The 26,584-nt window shown below is 41.2% G+C and carries 26 protein-coding genes and 1 riboswitch; of the genes, 15 read left to right on the top strand and 11 right to left on the bottom strand.

The annotated features are described in order from the left end of the window. Positions 1-10: 10 nt before the first annotated feature. The gene (locus ACNQGS_RS09580) at positions 11-1,747 is read left to right on the top strand and encodes an FTR1 family iron permease (protein WP_491487118.1); all 1,737 of its coding nucleotides are present in this window, start codon (positions 11-13) and stop codon (positions 1,745-1,747) included. A 103-nt stretch (positions 1,748-1,850) separates the two neighbouring features. Continuing rightward, positions 1,851-3,185 carry a polysaccharide biosynthesis protein gene (locus ACNQGS_RS09575; RefSeq protein WP_491487117.1) on the top strand — a complete coding sequence of 445 codons (1,335 nt, stop codon included), beginning with the start codon at positions 1,851-1,853 and terminating at the stop codon, positions 3,183-3,185. A 50-nt stretch (positions 3,186-3,235) separates the two neighbouring features. Here the strand turns inward: ACNQGS_RS09575 and ACNQGS_RS09570 are convergent, their stop codons facing one another. The 3 genes from ACNQGS_RS09570 to ACNQGS_RS09560 form a co-directional block, all read right to left on the bottom strand. Then, positions 3,236-3,847: a Bax inhibitor-1/YccA family protein gene (locus ACNQGS_RS09570; RefSeq protein WP_464494441.1), complete on the bottom strand. Its 612-nt coding sequence runs from the start codon at positions 3,845-3,847 to the stop codon at positions 3,236-3,238. An 80-nt stretch (positions 3,848-3,927) separates the two neighbouring features. Continuing rightward, complete coding sequence (mscL, locus tag ACNQGS_RS09565; RefSeq protein WP_423801143.1) at positions 3,928-4,332, bottom strand: large-conductance mechanosensitive channel protein MscL; 405 nt, start codon at positions 4,330-4,332, stop codon at positions 3,928-3,930. A 78-nt stretch (positions 4,333-4,410) separates the two neighbouring features. Continuing rightward, the gene (locus ACNQGS_RS09560) at positions 4,411-5,913 is read right to left on the bottom strand and encodes a response regulator transcription factor (RefSeq protein WP_491487116.1); all 1,503 of its coding nucleotides are present in this window, start codon (positions 5,911-5,913) and stop codon (positions 4,411-4,413) included. Between the two features lie 205 nt (positions 5,914-6,118). Between ACNQGS_RS09560 and ACNQGS_RS09555 the strand changes: the two genes are divergently transcribed. From ACNQGS_RS09555 to ACNQGS_RS09545, 3 genes are read left to right on the top strand one after another with little or no spacing between them, the layout of a single operon-like run. After that, entirely contained in the window at positions 6,119-6,688 is a 570-nt protein-coding gene (locus ACNQGS_RS09555) for a DUF6230 family protein (RefSeq protein ID WP_491487115.1), read from the top strand. A 13-nt stretch (positions 6,689-6,701) separates the two neighbouring features. Then, the gene (locus tag ACNQGS_RS09550) at positions 6,702-7,091 is read left to right on the top strand and encodes a DUF6114 domain-containing protein (RefSeq protein WP_491487114.1); all 390 of its coding nucleotides are present in this window, start codon (positions 6,702-6,704) and stop codon (positions 7,089-7,091) included. A 13-nt stretch (positions 7,092-7,104) separates the two neighbouring features. Beyond that, positions 7,105-8,334, top strand: coding sequence for a hypothetical protein (locus ACNQGS_RS09545; protein ID WP_491487113.1), 1,230 nt, complete (start codon positions 7,105-7,107; stop codon positions 8,332-8,334). A 53-nt stretch (positions 8,335-8,387) separates the two neighbouring features. Here the strand turns inward: ACNQGS_RS09545 and ACNQGS_RS09540 are convergent, their stop codons facing one another. Further along, the gene (locus ACNQGS_RS09540) at positions 8,388-9,620 is read right to left on the bottom strand and encodes an aminopeptidase (protein ID WP_491487112.1); all 1,233 of its coding nucleotides are present in this window, start codon (positions 9,618-9,620) and stop codon (positions 8,388-8,390) included. Between the two features lie 358 nt (positions 9,621-9,978). Then, positions 9,979-11,250: an MDR family MFS transporter gene (locus ACNQGS_RS09535; RefSeq protein ID WP_491487111.1), complete on the bottom strand. Its 1,272-nt coding sequence runs from the start codon at positions 11,248-11,250 to the stop codon at positions 9,979-9,981. 189 nt (positions 11,251-11,439) lie between these two features. Here ACNQGS_RS09535 and ACNQGS_RS09530 point away from each other — a divergent pair, with 189 nt between their 5' ends. Together ACNQGS_RS09530 and hutH are read left to right on the top strand one after the other, a co-directional pair. Then, positions 11,440-13,629, top strand: coding sequence for a DNA topoisomerase III (locus ACNQGS_RS09530; protein ID WP_491487110.1), 2,190 nt, complete (start codon positions 11,440-11,442; stop codon positions 13,627-13,629). A 306-nt stretch (positions 13,630-13,935) separates the two neighbouring features. Beyond that, positions 13,936-15,453 carry a histidine ammonia-lyase gene (hutH, locus tag ACNQGS_RS09525; RefSeq protein WP_491487109.1) on the top strand — a complete coding sequence of 506 codons (1,518 nt, stop codon included), beginning with the start codon at positions 13,936-13,938 and terminating at the stop codon, positions 15,451-15,453. A 35-nt stretch (positions 15,454-15,488) separates the two neighbouring features. Here hutH and ACNQGS_RS09520 read toward each other — a convergent pair whose 3' ends face one another. Next, a complete protein-coding gene (locus ACNQGS_RS09520) occupies positions 15,489-15,698 on the bottom strand; it encodes a hypothetical protein (protein WP_307852093.1) in 210 nt (69 codons plus the stop codon). 123 nt (positions 15,699-15,821) lie between these two features. Between ACNQGS_RS09520 and ACNQGS_RS09515 the strand changes: the two genes are divergently transcribed. Continuing rightward, complete coding sequence (locus ACNQGS_RS09515; protein WP_491487108.1) at positions 15,822-16,196, top strand: DnaJ family domain-containing protein; 375 nt, start codon at positions 15,822-15,824, stop codon at positions 16,194-16,196. 40 nt (positions 16,197-16,236) lie between these two features. On the opposite strand, the gene ACNQGS_RS09510 is transcribed toward ACNQGS_RS09515, so the two are convergent. Then, a complete protein-coding gene (locus ACNQGS_RS09510; RefSeq protein WP_277398290.1) occupies positions 16,237-16,362 on the bottom strand; it encodes a hypothetical protein in 126 nt (41 codons plus the stop codon). A gap of 389 nt (positions 16,363-16,751) precedes the next feature. Beyond that, a riboswitch (cyclic di-GMP riboswitch) is annotated at positions 16,752-16,844 on the top strand. Positions 16,845-16,876: 32 nt separating this feature from the next. Between ACNQGS_RS09510 and ACNQGS_RS09505 the strand changes: the two genes are divergently transcribed. Then, positions 16,877-17,053: an anti-repressor SinI family protein gene (locus ACNQGS_RS09505; RefSeq protein WP_491487107.1), complete on the top strand. Its 177-nt coding sequence runs from the start codon at positions 16,877-16,879 to the stop codon at positions 17,051-17,053. 32 nt (positions 17,054-17,085) lie between these two features. Here the strand turns inward: ACNQGS_RS09505 and ACNQGS_RS09500 are convergent, their stop codons facing one another. Beyond that, a complete protein-coding gene (locus ACNQGS_RS09500; protein ID WP_491487106.1) occupies positions 17,086-17,409 on the bottom strand; it encodes a helix-turn-helix domain-containing protein in 324 nt (107 codons plus the stop codon). 269 nt (positions 17,410-17,678) lie between these two features. On the opposite strand from ACNQGS_RS09500, the gene map reads away from it, so the two are divergent. After that, entirely contained in the window at positions 17,679-18,428 is a 750-nt protein-coding gene (gene map, locus ACNQGS_RS09495; protein ID WP_491487105.1) for a type I methionyl aminopeptidase, read from the top strand. A gap of 34 nt (positions 18,429-18,462) precedes the next feature. On the opposite strand, the gene ACNQGS_RS09490 is transcribed toward map, so the two are convergent. Continuing rightward, positions 18,463-18,687 carry a DUF1128 domain-containing protein gene (locus ACNQGS_RS09490; protein ID WP_213146570.1) on the bottom strand — a complete coding sequence of 75 codons (225 nt, stop codon included), beginning with the start codon at positions 18,685-18,687 and terminating at the stop codon, positions 18,463-18,465. Between the two features lie 178 nt (positions 18,688-18,865). Between ACNQGS_RS09490 and ACNQGS_RS09485 the strand changes: the two genes are divergently transcribed. Both ACNQGS_RS09485 and ACNQGS_RS09480 read left to right on the top strand, forming a co-directional pair. Next, a complete protein-coding gene (locus ACNQGS_RS09485; RefSeq protein ID WP_491487104.1) occupies positions 18,866-19,231 on the top strand; it encodes a YtxH domain-containing protein in 366 nt (121 codons plus the stop codon). A 17-nt stretch (positions 19,232-19,248) separates the two neighbouring features. Next, positions 19,249-20,085 carry a YihY/virulence factor BrkB family protein gene (locus ACNQGS_RS09480; protein ID WP_491487103.1) on the top strand — a complete coding sequence of 279 codons (837 nt, stop codon included), beginning with the start codon at positions 19,249-19,251 and terminating at the stop codon, positions 20,083-20,085. Between the two features lie 339 nt (positions 20,086-20,424). Here the strand turns inward: ACNQGS_RS09480 and ACNQGS_RS09475 are convergent, their stop codons facing one another. Next, entirely contained in the window at positions 20,425-22,338 is a 1,914-nt protein-coding gene (locus tag ACNQGS_RS09475) for a heavy metal translocating P-type ATPase (RefSeq protein WP_491487102.1), read from the bottom strand. A 169-nt stretch (positions 22,339-22,507) separates the two neighbouring features. Further along, on the bottom strand, positions 22,508-23,683 hold the full coding sequence (locus ACNQGS_RS09470) for an MFS transporter (RefSeq protein ID WP_491487101.1): 1,176 nt from the start codon (positions 23,681-23,683) through the stop codon (positions 22,508-22,510). 184 nt (positions 23,684-23,867) lie between these two features. Here ACNQGS_RS09470 and cax point away from each other — a divergent pair, with 184 nt between their 5' ends. From cax to ACNQGS_RS09455, 3 genes are all read left to right on the top strand, one after another. Continuing rightward, on the top strand, positions 23,868-24,923 hold the full coding sequence (gene cax / locus ACNQGS_RS09465; protein ID WP_423801157.1) for a calcium/proton exchanger: 1,056 nt from the start codon (positions 23,868-23,870) through the stop codon (positions 24,921-24,923). 467 nt (positions 24,924-25,390) lie between these two features. Next, positions 25,391-26,200, top strand: coding sequence for a YfkD famly protein (locus ACNQGS_RS09460; RefSeq protein WP_423801158.1), 810 nt, complete (start codon positions 25,391-25,393; stop codon positions 26,198-26,200). Positions 26,201-26,376: 176 nt separating this feature from the next. Beyond that, entirely contained in the window at positions 26,377-26,577 is a 201-nt protein-coding gene (locus ACNQGS_RS09455) for an SE1561 family protein (protein WP_213146575.1), read from the top strand. Positions 26,578-26,584: the final 7 nt, after the last annotated feature.

The following is a 26,584-nucleotide window of genomic DNA, read 5'->3' as shown; positions in this document are numbered from 1 at the left end:
GAGGCTTAACATGTGGAGACCATTTTTACTAATATTGGCGTTGGTTTTATTTTTCCAGCCAGCCTATCATGGAACAGCAGCAGAAAATCATGATGAGCTTTTTGTTTTGATTGGTGACAGCCTTATGAAGGCAAAAGCAGGTGATACTGCTGAAGTTTCCAAAAACATTGAATCATTTGCATCGGAGTGGAATTCCTTAAAGAAGACGGATAGTAAACAGGCGAAAAATGTGGATCAAGAGCTTAAAGAGGTTCAGAGCCTGCTAAAAAACAAGAATGTAGATCTAGAAACGCTTTCGAAAAGCCTATCTACTCTTTCCGGTTCTGTCGTGAAATACGATCAGGAACAGAACCCGGTTGACAAAGCCAAGGAAAAAGAAAAGGTAAAAGCGATGCTGCCGCAGATTGAAAAATTTCAGCAGTCCATCACACAGGGGAACTCAGAGGGACTAAAAGCACAATACCAGACTCTCATGAATCAGTGGACTGCATCGGAAAAAATTGTTCATGATTCAAGTATTACTGCGTACGGGAACATTGAAAAATATATGGCTCTTATCCGGATTGGGATTACCCAAGAGCCGGCCGATCTTGACAAGGCAGGACAAAATCTAGAGCTTCTAAAAAAGGAGGTTGAGGATTTTTTAGCTGGCAAGACTCCTAAACAGGGTAATGAGAGCTACACATTAACGGACCTAGCCAATCTATTAACTAAAGCAGAAAAACAGATTGCAGGTAACCAATATCCGCTGGCCTCAAATGAATTAAATGAAGTTCTTACTATCTGGCCGATGGTCGAAGGCGATGTGCAAACAAGAGACAGTAAGCTTTACAGCGACCTCGAAACGAAAGTTCCAACAGCCATCAGTATTTTAAACTCTAAAACAGTGGATTCCCAAAAAGCGCTGGACATTGTAAAGGATCTTAATGAGCGGTTGGCGCCTTTAACCAGCAAAATGGACTATTCCTTATGGGATGCTGCCTTGATTCTATTGCGTGAAGGGCTGGAGGCCTTATTAATCGTTACTACGCTATTAGCTTTTTTAAAGAAAATGGGCCAGACAGCGAAACAAAAGTGGATTTGGGGCGGAGTAGCAGCTGGGATTGTGGCGAGTGCGGTTTTGGCGGTCATTATCAATATCATTTTTTCAAACATTACAGCAGCTTCGAGCCGGGAATATATCGAAGGAATTACTGGAGTAGTGGCTGTGGTCATGATGCTAACAGTGGGCGCATGGCTGCATAATAAATCAAGTATCGGCAGTTGGAATAAGTTTATTAACCAACAGATGCAGCAGGCGATTGCCAAAGGGAGTCTTATTTCCTTTGCTTTTATCAGCTTTTTATCAGTATTCCGCGAAGGGGCAGAGACGATTATCTTCTATGCTGGAATAACTCCTTATATCAGTTTGCAGCAGCTTGTGATTGGTGTCGTGCTGGCCATTGCCATTCTCGCTGTTGTAGGCTTTGCGATTATTCACTACAGCGTGAAAATACCGATCAGCCTATTTTTTAAAGTGGCTACTATCTTAATCTACTTCTTGGCCTTTAAAATTCTTGGAATCAGCATTCATGCTTTGCAAATTTCCAACATCCTGCCAACTAGTACGGTTCAAAACCTGCCGTTTATTGATTGGCTCGGGCTTTACCCTACTATGGAAACGACCATAACCCAAATAGCATTGGTACTCGTCATTATTCTCATGACTTGGTTTATTAGAAAACGAACAGTAACAACAACAGCATAAAGGGCCACGCGCCCTTTTTTTTATTCGCCGAAAAAATCCCCTACTAATCCGAGAACTTGTCTCATAAGTTTATAAAAGTGAGATTGATAAAGGGGAATCCAAAATGGCTGTTTACTACAAGGGTATTTTCTTTTTGGCGGCAACCGCTTTTTTAGGTGAAGGAATTGAAGTTTTGGTTAATATGATCCTGGCGCGGGAATTGGGCTCCCATGGTCTCGGGCTGTATATGTCTATTCTTCCGACCGTTTTTCTCATTGTCTTGCTTTCTAGTTTTGAATTGCCAGTCTCAATTTCGAAATTTGTCGCGGAAAGAGAAGAACGATATCATCGGAATATCCTCTATCATGCGATAACACTTACAATTGTCTTCACAAGTATCTTATTGCTGGCAGGAACCGCGCTGATACCGTTTATCCCGGTATTTGATACCTACCATCCATACATCAGGTGGCTTGTGCTCCTCTTAATACCGGTGATTTCCTTTACCTCTGTTGCCAGAGGCTATTTTATGGGCAAGCAGCAAATGGGAAAGATTGCGATTTCTAATTTCCTCAGGAAAGCTGTCCAGCTTGGGCTTTTGTTTGCGCTGTTCCGCTTTTTTGAATTTAACGCTGAGACCTCCTTGCTAGTGGCCCTTGGGACGCTGATTGGCAGTGAAGTTGTCGTCTTTCTTTATTTAATTTACATGTTCATGATTCAATATCACCACGTGAAACGCCAGCCGTTTTCTAATCTCAATCGCAAGCTTGTCAGGAAAAATTTAATGGCGGTCTCTATTCCAACCACTAGCATGCGCTTGTTTTCGGCTTTTACGGGTGCCATCCAGCCCTTCATTATCAAAGCGGCCCTTGTCCATGCCGGCCTTACTCACACAGCGGCAACGGAGCAGTTTGGGATGCTGATGGGAGTGGCGATGTCGATCGGCTTTTTCCCGGCGTTTATAGCCCACTCCTTGCTGATCGTACTTATTCCGGCCGTCTCAAAAACCCATTCCGACCGGGATTACTCATCGCTTAGAAAGATGCTTCAGCAGGTAATGGTCCTTACCTTCGTCTACGGCATTGCGGCAGTTACGATTTTTTACTTTTTTGCACCCGAGTTAACTTCTTTATTTTTTAAATCAGAAACATCGGCTATTTATCTTCAGCTGCTCTGGCCGTTTTTCTTATTCCATTACTTCATCATGCCGCTTCAGGCGTTTATGATTGGACTTGATATGATTAAAGAGGCGTTTTTCCATATTATTTGGTCGACGGTCATTGGCTTTGCTCTGATTCTTTGGCTTGGCTCGATGTATGAGTGGAGAATGAATGGAGTCATTATTGGCATGAATACAGGCTCGGTGTTATTGTTCTTGATGCATTATGCTACTGTTTGCAAAAAAATTGGCCTTACATTTTTTATGAAAGGGACACTTCCAAAAACAATGGAGCATTAATAAATGAAAAAGGAGCCTGGTCACTGGACCAAGCTCCTTTTCTAGTTTAATTAGTCGCGGCTATTCAAAATCCCGAAAATACGCAGGATGCTGATGAATAGGTTGACAAAGTCTAGGTACAGGCTTAACGCCATCATTGGAACATCTTCCGGGCGTACACCGTAATGCTTCATTCGGCTGATGTCAAAAAGGACATATCCGCTGAAAACCAGTACCCCGATGAAGGAGTAGGCAAGCATTCCAGTAGAGCTTAATGGGAAGAAAATGTTGAAAATTGATATTGCTACTAACGCAAGCAAAGCAGCGAGCAGGAATCCGCCTAGGAACGAGAAGTTCCGTTTGGATTTAGCCGCATAAATGGAAATCCCGCCAAATACGACGGTTGTTGTGGCAAACGCCATGACAACAACATTGGCACCGGCAGTTGCTGCGTAATAAGCGACAATCGGATACAGGGTGATTCCCGAAATAAATGTAAAGACATAAAGGAAAGAGTAAGAGATGGCTTTCCTTCTTCTAAAGAAAACAGCTGCAAGAATCATGATGAATTCTAAAATTGCTAATGGCATAAATAAGGCAGGCGGAACATAAACACCGGCCATCGTTCCGACAAAGGCAATGGCAAGGGATAACGCAAACGTCCGTAATACCGATGGCATCATTTCAGTCGAAGTTTGTGTATTATACAATTTATCTTCACCTCATAAATAATTTGCTTACATTAAGATATACGTACAAGTGGTCAAGGAGTTTCATTTTTTCGTAAAAAAACTTTGTCTTCTTTTAGCAAATCGCGAATTTCAGCAAGCAATTCCTCTGAGCGGTCTACTTTTACCGGTGCTTGTTCTTTTACTTCTTCCTTCTTCTTGAAACGGTTTAAAAACTTGATAAAAAGAAAAATCGTGAAGGCAACGATAAAAAAGTCGAGAACATTTTGGAGAAATTGGCCGTACATTAGCTTAGCATCTCCAACCTTAATCATATGACTTTTGATATCGATGCCCCCGGTTATTAATCCAATTAAGGGCATAATCACATCGGCAACTAATGATGAGACGATTTTCCCAAACGCCCCGCCGATAATCACACCGACTGCCAAATCAATGACGTTTCCTTTCATTGCGAATTGCTTAAACTCATTCCACATACATTTCTACCTCCATAAAACGGTCTAATATATAATTGTAACCATAAATGGAGTTCATCTGCAACAGAGACAAAAGCCCTATGAAATCAACTTCATTTTGATTGCTTTAACAGCCGCATCCGTTCGGTTTTTTGCCTCGAGTTTTTGGATAATAACAGATACATAATCACGCACTGTGTAGCTGCTTAAATGGAGCTCCTTAGCCGCTTCACTAATGGAAGCCCCTTCGGCAATCAGCTTTAGCACGTCTTTCTCCCGAGGTGTTAACAGTGTATCGAAGCTTCCGAACTGCTGGAGTGCCTCATCCCAAATGGAAAACAACAACTCCCCAGCGTAATGGCCAAATTTAATCAGTGTGGTTAAGGTTTGATTTGACACAAGAAAATCAGAATATTCCCCTTGGTCCAGGATGGCGATTCCAATCAGTTTGTTTTTTGTCGGAACAAAAATAGGCAGCACAACTAACGAGCGAAGTTTAAATTCATGAATATATTTTTCTGGCAGCACTTCTGCGGCATTGGAAAAATAGAGAGGCTGTGAATGAGTTAACGAATTTATATACTTTTTAATTAGGGGAAGTTTAAAAATCTCCTCCCTTATTTGCTGAACAGACGACGTGCTGACATTATGTCCGGAAACACCAATCCCTTTTTCTTCATATTGATTGTATAAAAATAAGGCACAGCGTTCGAACGGCATATATTCAACCAGGCCTGTCGTAATTGCATTAACAGCATCGCCTGCACTGCGGGAAAGAAGCAGGTGCTGTAAAAATAAAAGCGAAGTATTTTTCCAATCAATTTTGCTTTCCAAATGGTAAAGCTTTAGCTGATGAAGATACATTTCCCTAATAAAATCAATTTGCTGTTCTTTTACTTGAAAACTCTCATTCTCAAGGCAAATAAGCAGGGTGTCATTTAAGCAAGGAATTTGGATAAGGGGGGAATCACCCGAGTTTTGGCCTATTAATCTTTCAATTGCAATGGATAGGTGGCCAATTTTCCGAGCCTTTAAGCTTTTACACATTTCAAGCAAATGACCGTCTACTGGATTCTCATCGGAACAGACAACGCTATCGATGGCATACTCTTCTTTGTCTTTTTTTACAATGGCAACCCACTTCATAGGGAGTACATTAGTTTCAATAATGATTTTTGCGCTGTTGTCATTTCGGGATTCCATATCCTGACTGAGAAGTGCCTGGTCTAGTATTCTAATGAAAAAAGCTTGGATAGCCTGATGGTCAAGAAATGTGGACTCTGGATTTCTGTCCAGAAGCTTGTGAAACATATTTTCAATGGTTGTGACAAGAGAAAGGGCTTCATATTCATCATACTTGCTAGAAAAACGCTTTTGCCATTCGGCAAGCAAGGATAGGATAAAAGAATCAGCATTATGGCTTTTATTTTGAAATACATCTTTAATAGCAAACTGAATAATGACATCAATTTCATCAACTAAACTTTGATTGCGATATTTTAATGAAGGCATAAGTATCTTCCACTCTTTTAAAAAGGGTGAACTTAGCTCGAAAAGAATGGAAAGTCCTTTTAATAAGAGCCGCTCCACTTTTTCTTCCATAAAGATTCCACCTCCGGACAATCTATATTTATATAATAATATGGATTGGAAAAATTTCCAATACGCCCTTAGTAGTATTCACCCGACATTTGACGGGGGTCCTTATAAATTTCCGATATTTTCAGTGATTGTAGTTGTCTAAAAAGAAGTGTAAGGTAAAGTAAGTGATTATTATTTAAATATTCGGAATTGTAGGAGGGTTTTTATGGAGAATCCAGTTCAACTTGAAGGGACAATTAGTAAGAAAGCTTTCTGGTCAGCATTGACAGCGGGGTTTTTAGCTCTCGGTCTGCTGTTAGTGTCATTCGGCATTTCTGGTGTCGCTTATGCAGTGCCAATTGCGGGTGTAGGTGATTTCTATGTTGAGTTTGATAAATTAGAAGGCACAGGGTATACCTTCTATCCAAAGATGGGGGAAACAAGCTCAGAGGATTCTGCACCGCAAGGAACAAACCTTATTGAAAATTTAACGATTACCAATTTGCAATTATACAAGGATTTTAAGGTAGGCAGTGAGTGGATACGAGTCAAAATTCAGGCTTCCAAGCCAGTTCAAATCAGTGGACTGCAGCACGATGCCGGCCTAATTGAAGCAGATGCCAAGTTCCAGAACCTAGTTCTCGAGGAGAATCACAGTGATGACTGGCAAAAGCAATTCCTGCAAAAATCATCCACTATCACATTAGAGCATGCCAAATTAAAAACTCATTATCTATTTCAGAAAACGATAAATATGAACGGTATGAAGCTGACTGTAGAAAGAATTAAAAAATAAGGAGGGAATTAGTATGAAAAAATGGCGAAAACAGCGGCCGTTTTGGGGTGCCATGCTAACAATTATAAGCGGGCTGATGATTTTATGGGTACCGTTAAACTTATATTTAAGTACCTTCCTTCCTGGGTCGATTGCCGTTATTGGTTTATTATTTGGCGGGATGATAACGTTAATCGGAATCATTTCCTTATTTTTCCCTAATGCGTCACGAATTCTAGGGATTTTTACAATATTCCTATCGATATTATCTGTAATTGGAGCGTTAGGCGGGTTTCTCTTTGGAACAATCTTTGGAATTATCGGAGGTTCGCTCTTGACAGCATGGCACTTGGGACCGGCTAAAGTGAAGTCTACAAGGTCAAGCGGTGTCGAAGAAACCGTTCAACACACCTTCACCTTCTAAAGGAGACCAAATTATGTGGTGGAAAAACAAATTTTTCTTGATAAGCTGCAGTGTTGCGATCATGTTTTTCTCGTTCTTCTCTTTTAGTTACGGTGCTAGGGCAGAAACAACAACCGATATGGAAGGCTTTATCATTGAGGCAGACCAAGTGGTTGGGACTGGGATGTCAGCTTCCATTGTAGAGCGAGAAACATCCGCAACCGACAAAAAGCCAATGCTGCAAATTAAATATAAATCGGCCACGATATATGGAATGAAATTAACAAAGTGGGTTAATTCCGGCAACGGACCAATAAGCATTGTCTTAAATGCAAAAGGACCAGTTACCGTATATGGAATGACAGTTGATATCTCGGCCATTTCCTTTAAAGGAGCCTGTATTCATGCGGCAGAAACAGTCCCGCAGCTAGGGATGGAAAATGTTACGATGGTGGCTCACTTTATGGAATCAGATGACAGCGTCATCAATCAATTGACACTAAAAACGGTTTCAGGGAAAGCTGGCCCTGAAAAGCCGGGTCAGCTGCAAATCCTTCAAGATTTAAGCATGCTTCCTTTGGAGCAATTGAAAAAGGAAATTGAAAAAATCATGTCGGGACACCTGCCGCTTACCTGTGCTGATAGTAACACTGCTGGGGCTTCAGAGGATCTGGTTGGAAAATTTACTGACCCGCTTCAGGACGTAATTGGTGGAATCACGGACCCGCTAAGTCCAGTGACAAAGCCATTAGAGCCGGTTTTAAAACCGCTGGACCCGATTGTTAATGTACTAGACCCGGTTTTGAAACCTGTAGAGACCGTCTTGGATCCAGTATTGCAGCCGCTGGAACCAGCTTTAAATCCACTTAAGCCTGCACTAAAACCGCTTGATCCGGTCGTGCAGCAGTTGGAACCTGTCATCAAACCGCTAGAACCGGTTGTAAACGGTACGGTTAATACGGCAAATCAAACGGTGCAGACGGTTTGTTCAAAGCTTCAGTCTGCAAACGGTGTGATCACGAAGGAACTGGGCTTGCAATTAATCGATGAGGCATTAACGAAAAAGGTCGACCTAAATCAGGTATGTCCGGCAGACACGACTCTGACTAACCAATTGGTAAAAATAGAAGAAAGCTTATTGAACACACTAGGAATTTCAAAGTTGCTGGGAATACTGATTCCGAATGATCCTGTTTCGAAGCTAACCAAAATGCGTGATGAGATTATGAAAAAGCCGGATGGTACGGTTATTTATAGTCAATAGAGAAAGAGCAGGCCTTAGAGTGCCTGCTCTTTCATTTTTGATTTTTGATTGGATTAAAACGCCCAATTTCCTGCTTTAAAAATAGGTTCTGTCTGTCCATCTGCGGTGATGCCATCGATGTCCATTTCAGCCGATCCAATCATGAAATCAACGTGAGTAATGCTCTCGTTTAGCCCGTTTTCCTTTAATTCATCGGCAGACATTTTCTTGCCGCCTTCGATACAGAAAGAATATGCCATTCCGATGGCAAGATGGTTTGAGGCATTTTCATCAAACAATGTGTTGAAGAAAAGAATGTTAGATTGGGAGATTGGCGAGTTATACGGAACTAGTGCCACTTCACCAAGATAGTGGGAGCCTTCATCGGTTTCCACAAGATGCTTCAGAACTTCTTCGCCTTCCTCAGCTTTTACCCCGACAATTCTGCCGTTTTCAAAGGTAATTGAAAAACGGTCAATGATATTTCCGCTGTAGCTGAGCGGCTTCGTGCTTGTGACGGTGCCGTTTACACCAGTTTTTAATGGAACCGTAAAGACCTCTTCTGTTGGCATGTTGGCCATAAATTCTACACCGTTTTCATTGACACTGCCTGCGCCAACCCACAGATGATTTTTCGGCAGCTCAATTGTTAAGTCTGTGCCAGGTGCTTTGTAATGAAGCTTTGAATATCGTTTTTCGTTGAGGTATGTGACTTTTTCATGAAGGGTTTCATCATGCTTTTTCCAAGCTTCGACCGGGTTTTCAGCATCCACACGGACTGCTTTAAAAATAGCATCCCAAAGCTTTTCAACCTGCTTTTCGGCAGGTTCGCTCGGAAACACTTTGGCAGCCCAGGCAGGGGACGCTGCGGCAACGACAGTCCAGCTGACCTTGTCTGATTGAATCGCTTGACGATGCTTAGTCATTGCTTTTCCGGCAGCCTTTTGGAAGTTGGCAATTCTCTGCGGGTCAACTCCTTTTAGCAAGTCTGGGCTTGAAGACACCACTGACATAAAGGCAGCACCCTGCTCAACCAATTCTTCCATTTCCTTAGCCCGCCACTGCGGGTATTCGTTGAATGCCTCATCTGGTGCCAGTTCATATTTGGTTCTTGTAACCACATCATCGGCCCAGTTGATAATGACATTGCGGGCGCCCGCTTCATAAGCCTTTTTAACGATTAAGCGGACAAACTCGACTGCGTCTAAGGAAGCGTTGACCAATAGGCTTTGATTTTTTTGAATATTGACGCCGACCTTAACTGCAAGCTCCGCGTATTTTTCAAGGTTAGTTTGAAAATGACTCATATATGTATAATCTCCTTTATCAGAATCTTCCTTTATTGTAGCGTTTTTATTTTGAAAAAGAAAATGATAGAGGGGCAGTGTTTTAAGCAAAAAAAAACAGCAGGAATAGTGTTCCTACTGCAGTTTGCTGCCATAAACTTTTATATTAAAATATACCCCTGCGGAAAATAAAACGATAAATGTAATAATGCCTGACAATGAAGTGGGAGCCATAAATGTTGACAATTCCACTTTGTCCACCGCCTTTGAAATATGTAATGTTTACACTCTAAGTATAATACTAAAAGGGGTAATTGTGAATAATTTAGTACAATTTTTTGTCTGAATTTTGAACAATAATTAAAGGGACCCTGCTAAGCTAGGATCCCAGTTTAATAGATTCTTTTTCAAATGAATAAAACATCAGCCAATAAAAGAAGGCGCTAAGGAGTGTAAGCAAAAGTAATACAAAAAATGTCCAGTTGTATCCAATCCAAACGGTCATCGGGATGGACAACGGGGCGATAGTTCGACTGATGGTATACCGCAGACTCGCTGCCGCAAAGTACTGGCCCCGCATATGTTCGGGGGCAAGTTTGGACACAAAGCTTTGCTGGAGACCTGCACCCATCAATTCTGCAAAGGTAAATACCGCCATTGCCAACATCAATCCCCAAATCCACTGCGTTTGGCTAAACAGAATCAATGAAACTCCGTATACAACCGATGATAATACGAAAATATTTCTTTCATTAAAATTAGCTGTCCATTTGGTCACGATGACAGTTAATAACGCAACCAGCAGGCCATTCTCGGCAAGCACCATTCCAAAGGCCTGCTCACCGCCAACCTTAAATGACCAATCCCCAAAAGAAAGTAGATTTTGATTGTGAACAACATCCTTCATATACACTGGAAACAATAGGTCCAACTGCATAAACGTTTGGCCGGCTAAAACCCCCGCCACGATAAACAGGAGAAATGTTTTATCCCGTACAATTATTGCATAGTCCCGAAATTGATTGATTAAAAAATAGTACCATTTTCCGTCGACGGATAAAGCTGAAGTTTTTTGAACGGGCACTGTTTCTTTTGTTAATTTTGCTAAAATAATGCCAAGCATCATACAAACAATCGCAGCAGCAAGCAATAACTGAAAGCGGTAATGAGCATAAAAAATCCCGCCTAAAATAGGGCCGATGACTACTGCGATATTGATAGATGTATAAAATATGGCGAATACCTGGCTGCGATGTTTTTCCTCCACTAAGTCAGCAACCATGGCCTGGCTTGCTGGCCAATAAAAGGAGCCGAAAACACCGGCCGCCGCAAATGCTGCGAATCCAAGTATTGGGGACTGAAACCAGGGAGAACTGGCTGCTGAAAAAGCTAAAAATGAAAATCCTTGCCCAATGGCAGAGAGAACCATCATTCGTTTCCGCCCAAATCGGTCGGCACAGTAGCCGCCCAACAGGTTAGCTGCCACCGCAAATATTTGTGAAAAAACCAATAACAAACCAGCTTTGCTCTTGCCGAATTCCTCTGCAAAATAAATCGACAAAAACGGAAAGAACATCCAATAAGTAATATTCATGGCCGCCTCACCGAACAGGCGAACCTTCAAATTCATATCCCAATCTCTAATCCGCATTCAAAAATCTCCATTTCCAAAAATCGTGCCAATTTATCATACTATTCAAGTGGAAGGGAATACAAGAAAAAAAGAGACAGCTTTCCCATCATTGCTTACCATTAATGTAATTGAAGTTTCGGAATTACTGAATCCATTAGAGACGTATGCTATATTTAACTTACTGTAATTCGAAAGGATGTTTTAAATATGGCAAAAAGTGTTGTAATTGCTGAAAAACCTTCTGTCGCACGTGATATTGCACGAGTGCTTAATTGTAATAAAAAAGGAAATGGGTATCTAGAAGGCGAGAAATATATCGTTACCTGGGCACTAGGACACCTTGTCACGCTTGCTGACCCAGAAGATTATGATGTGAAATATAAAACATGGAAATTAGAAGACCTGCCAATGCTGCCTGAACGTATGAAGTTAACAGTCATTAGGCAGACCGGGAAACAATTTAATGCCGTTAAGAGTCAACTGACTAGAAATGATGTCAACGAAATAGTCGTGGCCACGGATGCAGGGAGAGAGGGAGAATTAGTTGCACGTTGGATTATTGATAAAGTCAAAGTCAATAAACCTATAAAACGTCTATGGATCTCATCTGTTACTGATAAAGCGATTAAAGATGGTTTTGCAAACCTGAAGCCTGGTAAGTCTTATGACAATTTATATGCTTCAGCTGTCGCACGTTCAGAAGCTGACTGGTATATTGGGCTGAATGCAACACGTGCTTTAACGACCAGGTTCAATGCTCAACTAAACTGCGGACGTGTACAAACACCTACTGTTGCGATAATTGCAGCACGTGAGGACGAAATTAAAAACTTCAAAGCACAATCCTATTACGGCATTGAAGCCCAAACATCCAACCAACTAAAGCTGACTTGGCAGGATGCAAAAGGAAACAGCCGAAGCTTCGATAAAGAAAAAATTGAGGCCATTGTCAAAAAGCTTGGCAAACAAAACGCTATTGTAACGGAAATTGAGAAAAAGCCTAAGAAATCTTTTTCTCCGGGTCTTTATGACTTAACAGAATTGCAGCGCGATGCGAATAAAATCTTTGGCTACTCTGCTAAGGAAACGTTAAACATTATGCAAAAGCTGTACGAGCAGCATAAAGTTCTAACGTATCCTCGTACTGATTCGCGCTACATTTCTTCTGACATTGTCGGAACACTCCCTGAACGGTTGAAAGCATGTGCAATAGGTGAATATCGTCCATTAGCTAATAAGGTCTTAAGTAAGCCTATAAAAACTTCTAAGGCTTATGTTGATGACAGCAAAGTATCAGATCATCATGCGATCATACCAACAGAAAGCTATGTAAACTTCTCAGCCTTCACAGATAAAGAGCGTAAAATTTATGATTTAGTCGTAAAACGTTTCTTAGCAGTATTGTTCCCGGCATTCGAGTACGAGCAGTTAACGCTGCGGGCCAAAATCGGTGATGAGAACTTCGTTGCTCGCGGAAAAACGATTATTTCAAGTGGCTGGAAAGAAGTTTACAATAACCGCTTTGAAGATGACGATGCGTCAGATGATTTGAAAGAACAGATTTTACCTCGCATCGAAAAAGGCGATACATTAATGGTGAAACTTATCGCACAAACGGCTGGACAAACAAATCCGCCAGCTCGATTCAATGAGGCGACATTACTTTCGGCAATGGAAAACCCTGTAAAGTACATGGAAACAAACAATAAACAGCTCGCAGAAACATTAAAATCTACGGGTGGACTGGGAACTGTTGCAACACGAGCTGACATTATTGAAAAGCTATTCAACTCGTTCTTAATCGAAAAACGAGGCAAAGACATTCATATTACTTCCAAAGGCCGGCAGTTGCTGGATTTAGTGCCGGAAGAGCTAAAATCCCCTGCTTTAACAGCGGAGTGGGAACAAAAGCTTGATCAAATTGCGCATGGCAAGTTGAAAAAAGAAGTGTTTATCAGCCAAATGAAAAACTACACGAAAGAAATCGTGGCTGAAATTAAAGCAAGTAATAAAAAATATAAGCATGATAATATTTCTACAAAAAATTGTCCTGACTGTGGAAAACCAATGCTTGAAGTGAATGGCAAAAAGGGAAAAATGCTCGTTTGCCAAGATCGGGAATGCGGGCATCGTAAAAATGTCTCACGTGTTACAAACGCACGCTGTCCACAATGCCATAAAAAACTTGAGCTGCGTGGCGAGGGTGAGGGCCAAACCTTCGCATGTAAATGTGGATATCGTGAAAAACTTTCTGTTTTCCAAGAACGCCGGAAAAAAGAATCCGTCGGGAAAGTGGATAAACGAACAGTACAAAAATATTTAAAAAACCAGCACAAAGAGGAAGAACCTTTGAATAGTGCGTTGGCTGACGCGTTAAAAGGGTTGAAGTTTGATTAACACCATACTTAAGGGGCTATTCAAGAAGATTAAATTTCTTTGTGAATAGCCTCTTTCATTCATTATCCTGCTAAAGTGATAATGTGCTAAAATTCAGAAAATTTAGTTGACAGGCAAGGTATCTGTCACATAAAATATTATCAAACTAATAATAATTTTTAGAATGGGTGGAAATTCATGAGGCAGCGCCGAAGAGCCGTTCAAAATTTTATAACGTTTATTAAAGAGGCTGGATTCCAAATCTAATCAGAAATGGAATCCAGCCTCTTTCTTTATCTTACTAAAGTAATAGAGGAGTGGAGAGAAATGATCACATTAACAGGTAACAGTCTAACATTGGAGCAAATGAAGGAAGTATTGTACCGTGGCCAAAAGGTTGGCGCTTCGGGACAAAGCATGGAGGCAGCAGCCAAGAGCAGGGAAGCGGTAGAAAGAATTGTTTCTGAGCGTAGAGTGGTTTATGGAATCAATACCGGGTTTGGAAAGTTCAGCGATGTACTTATCGATAAAGAACATGTGCAGGATCTGCAGTTGAATCTAATCCGCTCGCATGCCTGTGGAGTAGGGGAGCCATTCCCAGAAGTGGTGTCAAAAGCAATGGTCGTTCTTCGTGCCAATGCCCTATTAAAAGGTTACTCAGGCATTCGTCCGGTAGTCATTGAAAGACTGATTGAGCTGGCTAACAAAGACATTATTCCGGTTATTCCGCAGCAGGGTTCATTAGGTGCTAGCGGGGATTTGGCGCCTTTATCCCATTTGGCATTAGTTGTTGTAGGTGAAGGCGAAGTATTCTATAAGGGCGAGCGTGTGGAAGCAAGCATTGCACTTCAGCAGGAAGGTCTTTTCCCGCTAACACTTGAGGCTAAAGAAGGTCTTGCTCTCATTAACGGAACGCAAGCCATGACAGCTATGGGGGTCGTCGGATACCTAGAAGCAGAGCAGCTTGCTTTTGAAAGCGAACTGATTGCTTCCATGACGATTGAAGGGTTAAATGGAATTCTCGATGCTTTTGCAGAAGAGGTTCAAGTGGCCAGAGGCTACCAGCAGCAGATTGATACAGCAGCAAGAATCCGCCGCTATTTGAGTGACAGCTTATTAACAACGATGCAGGGAGAACTGAGGGTTCAGGATGCTTACTCGCTTCGCTGTATCCCGCAGGTTCAAGGTGCTTCCTGGCAGGCGCTTGATTATGTAAAAGAAAAGCTGGAAATTGAAATGAACGCGGCGACTGACAATCCACTAATTTTTGATGATGGGGAAAAGGTCATCTCCGGGGGAAACTTCCACGGGCAGCCAATTGCATTTGCAATGGACTTTATGAAAATCGCAGTAGCAGAGCTTGCTAATATTTCGGAACGTCGTGTGGAACGGTTAGTTAATCCACAATTAAGCGATCTGCCGCCGTTTTTAAGCCCGCAGCCAGGCCTGCAATCAGGGGCAATGATTATGCAGTATGCAGCGGCTGCACTTGTTTCAGAAAATAAAACTTTGGCACATCCAGCAAGTGTGGATTCCATTCCATCATCGGCAAACCAAGAGGATCATGTCAGCATGGGGACGATAGCATCAAGGCATGCCCATCAAATCATCCAAAACACTCGCAGGGTCCTTGCGATTGAGATGATTTGCGCCATGCAGGCCGTCGAATATCGCGGTATAGAGAAAATGGCGACCCATACGAAGAACTTCTATGAAAAAGGCCGGGAGCAGGTGGCATCCATTAAGCAGGACCGCATCTTCTCGAAGGATATCGAAAGACTGGCAGAATGGCTGAAAACTGTGGAGTTTTCTCAGTTTATGAAGAAATTAAGCTTCGAAAAATAAACAGAGTAAAAAGGCGTGAAAACTCTTCACGCCTTTTACTCTGTCTGCTCAGGAAGCAGGCGGGCGGTATCCTGCCGCGTGTCCTCTTCCTCAATTCTATTTTTAAAGGCCTCCTGGGTGACAATAAATTCTTCATCCCCAATTGCCTGCTCAGCATGACTCTCGGTCATGGTGTTCTTGGGGAATTCACCCGGATGGTTTTTGTTTTTATGATTAAAATGTTCTCCACGTGCCAAGTCTAACACTCCTTTCGTTATCGCTTGTAGCATGCCCCAATAAAGCTGAAATCATTACCGATTTATTTTTCAACCAAAATGGACCTTTGTTATAATAAATATAGTGAGTATGCTAAAAAGGAGGGCAATAACATGGATATGTTTCATATTGTCTCAGAAGATCGGATTAAAAAAGCATACAATGATGGGGAATTTGATAATCTTCCTGGATATGGAAAACCCCTGAAGCTTGAAGATTTATCAGGTATTCCAGAAGAACTGCGCATGGCTTACAAAATCATGAAAAATGCAGGCTTTTCAGAAGAGGAAAACCATTTACGCAAAGAGATGATGACCATCGAGGATCTCATCAAAAAATGTGACGACAGCGGTGAGAAAGAAGATTTGCAAAAAAGGTTAAATGAAAAGCTACTTCGCTTTAATCAATTGATGTCAAAACGCGGGGCGAAAACAAATTCGTCCATTTTCAAAAATTACGAACAAAAGGTAGAAAAACGGTTTAAATAAATTCTGATTAGCAAAAAAAAAGCTGGCGAGGAGAGAATTTTTACAATTCCTCTTCACCAGCTTTTTCTTCTAATTTAGCAGGCTTGCACATGCGGTCTAAGAAATAACCTGCAAATACCATAAAAGCAATGGGGATTGAAAAGTTTAACACATGAACAATGGTCAATGCCTATCACCTCTATTTTTTTATTTTGAATATTAACAATATTCTGTGTATTATTACATTGTTAATATTATATGCTAATCGTCACAAATTAGACAAATGTTTTCGTCATAAAATCAGGGAAAAAATAAAGAAGGAAAAATTTTCTTCCCACAAATTAGGAGAATATTCGACTTCAAATGCTCTGTTATTTTTATATTCCGTTTTTAAGGAATGGAAATTGAAGGAAAAGTTGTGGAAACTTGACTAAATTTGTCTAACAAGGAAGTTCAGAATATGAAAAACGCTGACAAAAACTAACACTATGTTAAAAAAGGACTAGATATAATGAACTTACTAAATAATAATGTGAATTTAGACCTATAATTTAAGGACTAATAAAAAATAGGAAATTTCAGAAAAGGCAAACCTGGTGAAAGTCAGGGACGCAAAGCCGAGGATCTACGGTGGAAATAGAGAGAAGCTATGATGGCCGGGCTACCTGAAATACGGTTATGTATTTTAGGAGGATGTTAAAATGAAAATGGAAATAGAGCAGCAAATGGAAAAGATTGACAGAGAATGGCTGACACTAATTATGGAAGCTAAGAAAATTGGATTGTCGGTAGAAGAAATACGAAATTTCCTTAGCGGTAACAACAAATCTGAACAGTTTCATACATATCAAAAGCAAAAAGCATCCTACAAGAATTAATCATTCTGTAGGGTGCTTTATTTTTGCTCATATTAGTTATTTTGATTGTTCCGCCATTTATTAAATTCCAAGAACTCGCGGAATTGATCTTTTGAAACACCGGAGGTCATGGCTTCTTTTACCAAATTCATCCAATCGTTGTCCAATTCCGTCTTGTCAATCTGCTCATGTATTAAATGCTCAACTGGAATGTTTAATACTCCGGCAATCTTTTCAAGAAACTGTATGGACGGATTTTTTTGAAGGTTTCTCTCAAGCGAGCTTAAATAGGATTTTGCAACTCCTGCCTGCTCTGCTAATTCAGAAAGTGACATCTTCTTCTCTTGGCGGAATTTCTTTACGCGGTCACCTATCATGGATTCTCACACACCTAAAAATAATTTATAACATCATTCTATCAAAAAGAATTTGAGAGTACCATATTAAGAACAAAGGAATATGGCAAATTATCGAAATTTGCATAATTAATTTTTATATTGAGAAAGTAGTTTTGAAAAATAAGTCCGTTAGCGTTAATATTAAAGTGTTGCCAAAAATGTCATAAAGTAATCGTTTTTATATACCAGGATTCCCACAAATAAGTCTCCAGACAAAAAATTTATTCAAAAAGGCAGGGGAACATTACATGATTGTCTTAAAGTCACAACGAGAAATCGAAGCAATGAAAAAGGCAGGGGAAATCCTCGCTGCCTGTCACAAAGAAATTGCCAAAATGATTAAGCCAGGGATTACCACTTGGGAAATTGATCAGTTTGTAGAGGGATTTTTAAAAAAGCATAATGCCACTCCGGAACAAAAAGGTTATAAGGGCTACGAATACGCAACATGCGCAAGTATTAACGATGAAATCTGCCATGGCTTCCCAAGAAAAGAACCACTGCAGGAAGGGGATATTGTCACAATCGATATGGTTGTTAATTACAACGGAGCCTTGGCTGATTCAGCATGGTCATACGCAGTTGGCGAGGTTTCCGAAGAGACTAAGCATTTATTAAAAGTCACAAAGGAAGCCTTGTACAAGGGAATTGAACAAGCGGTTCCAGGCAACCGGATTGGCGATATCGGTCATGCCATTCAGACTTATGTGGAAAGTGAAGGACTCTCGGTTGTCCGCGACTTTATCGGACATGGGATTGGAGCAGTGATTCATGAAAAGCCGGATGTACCGCATTACGGTTTGCCAGGTAAAGGCCCAAGAATTAAAGAAGGAATGGTCTTTACGATTGAGCCAATGGTTAATATCGGATTATTATTCACCAAAATGGATTCAAACGGATGGACAGCAAGGACCGTTGATAGCACCTATTCCGCCCAATATGAGCACACAATCGCCGTCACCAGAGATGGCGTGATCATTTTAACTGATCAAGATTAAAAAATAAAAAACAGATCTCATACGAGGTCTGTTTTTATTTTTTACGCAAGTTTCCCAATTCTTCAACTAGAGCCTGCATTTCATTAGGGCTGAAGGAATTCTTTTTCATTACCATTTCATAAATCTCTTTCAACTCTTCATACATTTCCTCATCAAAATGGGAAGGTTTAATTGCGCCTAGATTCAAAACCTTTAACTTCTCTTTAATTTGCTCAATCATATATTCAACATTTTCTACCGACTTCAACGATAAATCCATTTTCGGTCACCCTTTCGGAAATTCATATGTCCATCTTTTCATGTTCACTGAATGATGTCAACACAGAAAAATTAGGGCCAGACTTGCATACCCTTTCTAGATAAAGCAAAATAAATGATAGGAAAATTCATTGGAATAATTTTCATTCATTTTTATGATTAAGCAAGGAGAGGTTAAGATGACAAAAAATAAATTTTGGCAGGGAATGCTGATTGGAGCCATTGCTGGCGGAGCGATTAGTCTCTTCGACAAACAAACCCGTCAAATCATGAAGGAGCACGCCTGCAAAGTTTCCGGAAAGGTGTCTTATGTTGTCCGACATCCGGGTGAAATGGTCGGGAAGGTAAAGGACACGGCAGAGAAAATTATGGATACCGTCGAGCAGGCGGGGGAAGATATTTCCTATATCATGGATAAGGTGGATGAGCTTCGCGACTTGACACCTAAAGTGACCGAGACAATCAGGGAGACAAAGAAAACTTTCAGAGATGATGTGGATACCGACTTTGTTGAGGAAATCTTTGATGAAAAAGAATTTAAATAAATAAAGGAGAAGTGATAATGAAGGGCAAAGGAAATGTTCGCTCTTCGTTAATCCGCTTGCTTTGGCACCGGATTGACGAGGATGATCTTCCGGGAATGAGTGCGCAGTTAGCCTATTATTTTCTTCTTTCACTGTTTCCGCTTTTAATTGTAATTTTTACCCTAATGCCCTATCTCCCTTTTCACGAACATGATGTTTTAGGGATCATAAGCGGCTTTGCACCGGAAGATGCTATGAAATTGATTGAAAAAAATATAAGTGAAATCATGAGTAACCGGAATGGCGGATTGCTTTCTTTCGGGGTAATTGGGACGATTTGGTCGTCCTCTAATGGAATTCATGCGATTATGAGGGCTTTTAACAAGGCATATAATGTTGAGGAGAGCCGCCCGTTTATTGTTTCGCGTGGCATGGCCATTTTGCTGACGTTCGGAATGGTAATCGTTTTTATTGTCGCCATCGTATTGCCGGTGTTTGGCAGGGAAATAGGCCTGTTTTTATTTTCGCAATTTGGCTATTCAAGTGAATTTCTAAAACTTTGGAATACATTAAGTCTGGCTGTTAGCGCGATTATTTTATTTCTAATTTTTACAGGACTATACTGGGTAGCTCCAAATGTTAAACTGCGCTGCCGGAGTGCCTTTCCGGGTGCCGCCTTTGCGACTGTCGGCTGGATCATTTCCTCGCTTGGTTTATCTTACTATGTGGGGAATTTCGGCAATTATTCGGTTACCTACGGTAGTATTGGAGCAATTATTGTGTTGATGCTTTGGCTGTACATTTCTGCCTTTATCATCATTTTAGGCGGCGAAATAAATGCATTTTTCAGTGAAGAAAACCGTTCTAACTGCTAATACTTACCTTAATGAAAACCGTTTATCTGTCCAAACTAGGATTGGGGACTACTTCATTACTAGGGAGGTTTGGACGATGACAAAACATACAAAAAAAGACGGCGGCACGAAACAAAAAGGCAAGGGCAGCAAAGGAAATAAAACATCTGGATCCGCTAATGGGTCAAACGGATACCATTAATGGTTATAGTTATAGAAAAGGACCGGGTACTTTTGTACCCGGTCCTTAATGTTTGACTATTTTCGGAAAGTCGCTTGCGGATAACGGCTCCCAACTTGTGGATGGCTGGCTCCCACTTGCGGCTAACGCGCCCTAACTTGCGAAGTGCGCCCGCATTCTTATTTTAAAAGCCGTAAACTATTTAAAATGACCAGTATCGTGCTGCCCTCATGGCCGATGACGCCAAACGGCAGGTCGATAATCTGAAAGAAGTTGGACGAAATCAACACCATGATGACCGCAATCGAGAAAACAACATTTTGCTTAATGATCCGGTTCATTCGCTGTGACAACCGAATGGCTTCTGAAATCCTTGGCAGGTCGTTTTTCATAAGAACAATATCTGCTGTTTCCAGGGCCACATCCGATCCTTCTCCCATGGCAATCCCGACATTGGCGATGGCAAGTGCCGGAGCATCGTTGATACCGTCGCCGACCATTGCCACATTTTTATATTTGTCTTTTAACTTTTTCAAATACTCCACTTTTGTTTCTGGCAGGCATTCGGCGAAGTATTCCGATACGTGGCTTTCTGCGGCAATCGCCTTCGCCGTTTTTTCACTGTCACCGGTTAGCATAATCGTATGAATACCTTGTTTTTTTAAGTGGTCAATAGCAAGCTTTGTTTCTTCGCGAACAACATCTTTTAAGCCAATTGCGGCACTTAATTCTCCGTCAATTTCCACATAAACAAGGGTATTGCCCTGGCTCGCAAGATCTTTTGCAAGACCGTCTGCGAATTTCTCTGTTAGTTCTTTCCCGACAAACGCAGCTTTACCAATCTTCCACCGTTCCCCATTTACTACAGCTTTAACTCCCCAGCCAGGGACGTCCTCCAGGCTGTCAGGGTGAAATAACTCCTTAGAAACGTTTTTCTTCGCATATTTCACAATTGCCTGTGCAAGCGGATGATTGGAGTGACTTTCAATCGAAGCAGCCTTCCAAATCAGGCTGTCTTTATCAAGCCCATCCTTGACGATCACTTCTGTCACAACCGGTTTGCCTTTTGTAAGAGTACCGGTTTTATCGAAAGCAATGGCTCCCAAATGGCTGAGGTTTTCCAAATGGACCCCGCCCTTTACCAATATTCCGTGCCTTGCTCCATTGGAAATAGCCGATAAAGTGGCAGGCATAATCGAGGCCACCAGCGCACATGGGGAGGCTACCACCAATAAAATCATCGCCCGGTAAAAGGATTCGTGCCAGTCCCAGCCAAGCAAAAAGTGTGGTACGAAGAACATCGCCAATACTACTAGCAGGACGACCTTAACATATGTTCCCTCAAAGCGCTCGATGAAAAGCTGTGACGGCGACTTTTCACTTTGGGCGGATTGCACGAGCTGAATGATTTTTTGAAAAAGAGTATCGCTGCTTTCCTTTGAAACATTGACAGTAATAGCACCGGACAGATTTACAGTTCCGGCAAACACCTCTTCCTGTTCGCCTTTGGACACAGGCATTGACTCACCAGTAATCGCTGCTTCGTCGATATTTGTATGCCCTTTGACAATCATTCCATCGGCCGGAACCCGTTCACCCGGTTTAATGAGAATCAGGTCGCCGACCCGAAGTTCAGATACCGATACCAGCTTTTCTAAACCGCCGGAGATCAGAACGGCCTCTCCAGGCTGCAGCTCCATAAGTGAGGAAATTTCCTTATGGCTTTTATTCATCGTGTAGGTTTCCATTGCCCCGCTGACAGCAAAAATAAAGATGAGGATAGCCCCCTCTGTCCAATAGCCGATAATGGCAGAACCAATCGCGGCAAAAATCATCAGCATTTCAACGTTTAATTCTTTGTTTTCATAGGTTGCCTCAATGCCTTCTTTTGCTTTGGCAAAGCCGCCAATGACGAATGCGAGCAGATAAGCAACAATTGATTCTGCTTCTTGCCCGTTTTTATCGAGTAGCCAGCCTGCAAGGATGAAGACACCACTTAACCCGGCAGCAATCAATTCTGCATGAGGTTTTATTTTTTCTAAAAAACTGGTCTTTGGAATTACCTTCGTAAGAACTTTTGTTTCGGAAACCATTTTTTTCACCCTCCTTTAATGAATTCTAATTGAGAAAAATAATCAAAATCACAACCCCTAAAAAACACGAAAGCTGTCATCAAGCGATGACAGCAGAACTTACTAATTAGAATTATTCTTATTTATTTTCATTGTACCATACATTTTATGTGATGGATACGGTTTTGCGCTAAGAATTTTCTTGGTGGGGAATAAAGACGTTTCTTTTTCCAAACATAAAGATGGTGAAGGAGACAAACAACAACAGCGTACTAATAATATAGAAGAAGCTGACGTTTTGAAAATACTTAATGAATAGACCGCCGATAACAGGGCCGGCTAAGCTTCCAAGGCTGTAAAAGATGCCGCATAGTAAATTTCCGGTCGGCAGCAAATTTCTCGGTACCAAATCGGCCATGAAGCTGATTCCCAATGAGAAAGTAGACCCGACGAGCATGCCGGAGACAAGGAAGGTCAGGAATAAGCCAAATGACGAATGCTCGACAAAACTGGCGGCTGTAAAACTGCAAAAGCCGAGAAAAAGAACTGTCATTAAAACTTTCCTTCGCCCATATTGGTCACTTAACAGTCCTAATGGCAGCTGAGTAATGATGCTGCCAATGGCAAATCCCGATAAAACAAGGGATACGCTCGATACTGCTAAATCCATTCGTAAGGCGTAGATCGGAAAGCTTCCGTTCAAAGAAGCTTCCAGGAAGCCATAAACAAACGTAGGCAAAAAAGCAACCCAGCCGTATTTTAAGGCTTTTGTAAACTGTTTGACCGTCGAAAAAAAAGAATTAATTTTGACTTCCTGTTCAGGAAATTCATTTTTTAGCACAAAGACAAATCCCCATCCGACCAAGCAAAGAATGGAAGATACTATAAATGGCAGAGCTTCATTTAGATTGACCAGCGGTGTCATCAGGGGACCGGCGGCAAAACCAATGCCAAAGAAAAGGCCGTACAAGGAAACGTTTCTTCCTAGTTTATCCGGCGGCGAAAAGGAGGTAATCCAGGTCTGGGTTGCAAAATGCAGGGCGTGATCGCCAATTCCAATCATCAGCCTTAGGAAAAACCAAAACCAAAAGGCCTTCCATAACGGAAATAAAGCAAGCGCGGTAAACACAAGCCCGCCACCCACAATAATGATTGGTTTATAGCCATATTTTCGTAATGGCATTTCCATAAAAGGAGCCACACACAATATTCCGATGTAAAGAGCGGTTGCGTTAAGTCCATTTAATGAGGAAGACACCCCGCCTTTTTCAAAAATAACAGCAATCAGCGGCAACAGCATTCCCTGCGAGAACCCCGAGATGGCCACAATGCTGACTAGGATTGTAAACCGATAATTATTTTTCATTGAATGTTCCTCTACTTCAGACGTTCTTCCTAATGATGGTAAATCAGATTATGCTTTATTTGCAAGAAAAATGTTGCAAGTTCATTCCTTGAAATGGTAATCTTTAGTTTGAAAAATTTGGGCATAATGGAAAGAAAGATAAAAAAGAGAAGCGATTAAAATATACATATATGGAGGGAAATCGGTGACAAATAAAATTTTCATGCTGCTGACATTTATCGGGGTCCCCGTTTCAGTTATTGGGACACTGATGCATTGGCCAAGTATTATCCTATTTATTATTTACTGTTTAACAATCATTGCATTATCAAGCTATATGGGGCGGGCAACGGAAAGCTTGGCCATTGTGGCTGGGCCGCGCATCGGCGGACTGTTGAACGCCACTTTTGGAAATGCTGTCGAACTGATTATCTCCGTATTTGCCTTAAAAGCGGGGCTTGTCGGGGTTGTCCTTGCATCGTTGACAGGTTCGGTGCTCGGTAATTTGCTGCTCGTGGCAGGTCTGTCTTTCTTTGTCGGCGGCTTAAAATACAAACGGCAGAAGTTTAATGTCTATGACGCCCGCCATAATTCCGGATTGCTAATGTTTGCGGTGATGATTGCATTTGTTATTCCAGAGGTTTTTTCAATGGATATGAATGATACTAAGAAATTATCTCTGAGTGTCGGCATTTCGGTTATTTTAATCCTGCTTTACCTCGCAGCTTTATTTTTTAAGCTTGTTACGCATCGTGGGGTTTATCAAAGTGATAACGAGGCCCAGCATCATGATGAAGAGCCAGAGTGGGGGAAAGGAAGAGCCATCCTGGTGTTGCTTATAGCAACGCTTGCGGTTGCCTACATTTCCGAGAATCTCGTTCATACCTTCGAATTTGTGGCGGAATCCTTTGGCTGGTCGGAGCTGTTTATTGGGATTATCATTGTGGCGATCGTCGGAAACGCGGCAGAGCATGCCTCAGCGGTGTTAATGGCCTTTAAAAATAAAATGGACGTAGCTGTGGAAATCGCCATTGGCTCCACTTTGCAGGTTGCGATGTTTGTTGCCCCGGTTTTAGTATTAATTTCCTTGTTATACGAAAAATCTATGCCGTTACTATTCAGCTGGCAGGAACTAATCGCGATGGTTTCATCGGTATTATTGATGGTTGTCATTTCCAACGATGGTGAAACTAACTGGTTCGAAGGTCTGACCTTACTTGCCGCCTATGTCATTATGGGGATTGGATTTTACCTAATATAATCATTTGCACTAAAAAGACTCCAAGCCGATTGGCTTAGAGTCTTTCTTATTATACGGGGTAATTCTTATGTTTTGGACCAATCATTCTTTCATATAGGGTATTTCATCAATCGCTTTTACTTGGGACCATCAACCACCAACCTTCATGTTTAGTTTAGGAAAAACACGACTGTTGAATGCATATAAAAGAGTATCCCAACCTCCTTAATAATAATTAAAAACTAAGTAAGCTATGCCGATTGATTGCAGCCCTCCTTTTTGAAAGTTAAGTTTATTATAACTGTTAATTAGAATTTTGTAAATGTTCAGATTATTACATTTTTATTACTTTTCGACCGCGCAAATAGATACAGAATTAGGACACTGAGAAAATTTGCAAAAGCAGTACTTGCCAATGGATAATATGGCCCAACTCCGAAGAAACTACTAGCAGATTATTTTTGCTATTTGCGAAAGGAGTTTTTCTTTTGAAAAAAATTGCCTCGGGTCTTTTAATTTTTGTTTTAATGATTTCTTTCATACCGTCTGTTTTCTCTGAAAAAACTGCTGTAAAAAAGGAACCGATAAAGACCCAAATTCCATCCTCGGTTAGGAATATCACAAAGGAAAATACATATCCTAATTCCACTCAGGATTTGCCTTTTCTGCAGCCAAGTGATTTGACAAAAAAACTTATAAATTCTTCAAAGGTCAAAATTGAAAACCCTGACCTTATTCGTATGCTTAACGAATCAAGCATAAACGGCACACCCTTTGCTGTCGGCTACCGCGCCATCATTTATCTTGGCCAGTGGCCGTTGAACTATGAGTCTTTGGAAACCTCGACGAATTGGGAGTATCAAAAAATCAATACGAATTACTTTGATAACCGCGGCGGCAACGCTCCATATCAAATTAAATATGTTCAGGAAGCGCAGAAAATTGTCAGAGGCGGTTTAACGGCCAAAATTCCAAATGCCGAAGACGTGAAGAAAATGATTCTTTTAAAGGCAATGCAAAAAACGAATCTGCCACTCTCATTTGATACAATTATCGGTGCCGGTACAAAGAATGATCACATTTATAACATTCCTTCAAACCGGCTTGGTTACCTTTATGCTTATGCGCCTGCCGTGAATGAAAAAGGAAAAGTAACGTATGGTGAAGTCTACTTAATGTTAAAAGGAAACCGCAAATTCATCGTCATCAAAAACGTCACCTCACAGGGAATTGGTGCATGGATTCCTGTGCAGGACTATGTTTCCTTTGGATTTCTCGCTTCCGAACGTCCACGCTAAATTAATTTTGAACAAGCTCCTGCCAATGTTTTCGGTAGGAGCTTTTTTAGCTAATAGGAAATTTCGTACTAACGGACTCGCCAATCGCGAGTTTTCATTTAAAAAAAGAAGATTGCAAAACCACTGAAATTTGGTTAGGATGAAAAAAGCAATTGAAAAAAAGGAGCGAATTTACGATGGGCAGTCCCACTCATGATAAAAATTCCCAATTAGACTTTTTAAAGCATCGTCTTAATATGTTTCTCGACATTCTCGAAGCCATTGACCCGGAAGATACCGATTTAGACGATATTGACCGTCTGATTACGATGATTGACGAGCTGGAATCAAAAATAAGAGAATTCAATAATCGCGAATTAAGTGAGTCTGTTAATTAGCAGGCTC

The sequence above is a fragment of the Neobacillus sp. PVCKKU3 genome (genome assembly GCF_058323225.1).
Note: the sequence above shows the minus strand (reverse complement) of the source record. Positions and strands in the feature narration are given on the sequence as shown.

Excerpts from the sequence above, each read along its gene's own strand:
- ACNQGS_RS09580 (WP_491487118.1), top strand. The coding sequence starts at position 11 with ATGTGGAGACCATTTTTACTAATATTGGCGTTGGTTTTATTTTTCCAG.
- ACNQGS_RS09575 (WP_491487117.1), top strand. The coding sequence starts at position 1,851 with ATGGCTGTTTACTACAAGGGTATTTTCTTTTTGGCGGCAACCGCTTTT.
- ACNQGS_RS09570 (WP_464494441.1), bottom strand. The coding sequence starts at position 3,847 with ATGATGCCATCGGTATTACGGACGTTTGCGTTATCCCTTGCCATTGCC.
- mscL (WP_423801143.1), bottom strand. The coding sequence starts at position 4,332 with ATGTGGAATGAGTTTAAGCAATTCGCAATGAAAGGAAACGTCATTGAT.
- ACNQGS_RS09560 (WP_491487116.1), bottom strand. The coding sequence starts at position 5,913 with ATGGAAGAAAAAGTGGAGCGGCTCTTATTAAAAGGACTTTCCATTCTT.
- ACNQGS_RS09555 (WP_491487115.1), top strand. The coding sequence starts at position 6,119 with ATGGAGAATCCAGTTCAACTTGAAGGGACAATTAGTAAGAAAGCTTTC.
- ACNQGS_RS09550 (WP_491487114.1), top strand. The coding sequence starts at position 6,702 with ATGAAAAAATGGCGAAAACAGCGGCCGTTTTGGGGTGCCATGCTAACA.
- ACNQGS_RS09545 (WP_491487113.1), top strand. The coding sequence starts at position 7,105 with ATGTGGTGGAAAAACAAATTTTTCTTGATAAGCTGCAGTGTTGCGATC.
- ACNQGS_RS09540 (WP_491487112.1), bottom strand. The coding sequence starts at position 9,620 with ATGAGTCATTTTCAAACTAACCTTGAAAAATACGCGGAGCTTGCAGTT.
- ACNQGS_RS09535 (WP_491487111.1), bottom strand. The coding sequence starts at position 11,250 with ATGCGGATTAGAGATTGGGATATGAATTTGAAGGTTCGCCTGTTCGGT.
- ACNQGS_RS09530 (WP_491487110.1), top strand. The coding sequence starts at position 11,440 with ATGGCAAAAAGTGTTGTAATTGCTGAAAAACCTTCTGTCGCACGTGAT.
- hutH (WP_491487109.1), top strand. The coding sequence starts at position 13,936 with ATGATCACATTAACAGGTAACAGTCTAACATTGGAGCAAATGAAGGAA.
- ACNQGS_RS09515 (WP_491487108.1), top strand. The coding sequence starts at position 15,822 with ATGGATATGTTTCATATTGTCTCAGAAGATCGGATTAAAAAAGCATAC.
- ACNQGS_RS09505 (WP_491487107.1), top strand. The coding sequence starts at position 16,877 with ATGAAAATGGAAATAGAGCAGCAAATGGAAAAGATTGACAGAGAATGG.
- ACNQGS_RS09500 (WP_491487106.1), bottom strand. The coding sequence starts at position 17,409 with ATGATAGGTGACCGCGTAAAGAAATTCCGCCAAGAGAAGAAGATGTCA.
- map (WP_491487105.1), top strand. The coding sequence starts at position 17,679 with ATGATTGTCTTAAAGTCACAACGAGAAATCGAAGCAATGAAAAAGGCA.
- ACNQGS_RS09490 (WP_213146570.1), bottom strand. The coding sequence starts at position 18,687 with ATGGATTTATCGTTGAAGTCGGTAGAAAATGTTGAATATATGATTGAG.
- ACNQGS_RS09485 (WP_491487104.1), top strand. The coding sequence starts at position 18,866 with ATGACAAAAAATAAATTTTGGCAGGGAATGCTGATTGGAGCCATTGCT.
- ACNQGS_RS09480 (WP_491487103.1), top strand. The coding sequence starts at position 19,249 with ATGAAGGGCAAAGGAAATGTTCGCTCTTCGTTAATCCGCTTGCTTTGG.
- ACNQGS_RS09475 (WP_491487102.1), bottom strand. The coding sequence starts at position 22,338 with ATGGTTTCCGAAACAAAAGTTCTTACGAAGGTAATTCCAAAGACCAGT.
- ACNQGS_RS09470 (WP_491487101.1), bottom strand. The coding sequence starts at position 23,683 with ATGAAAAATAATTATCGGTTTACAATCCTAGTCAGCATTGTGGCCATC.
- ACNQGS_RS09455 (WP_213146575.1), top strand. The coding sequence starts at position 26,377 with ATGGGCAGTCCCACTCATGATAAAAATTCCCAATTAGACTTTTTAAAG.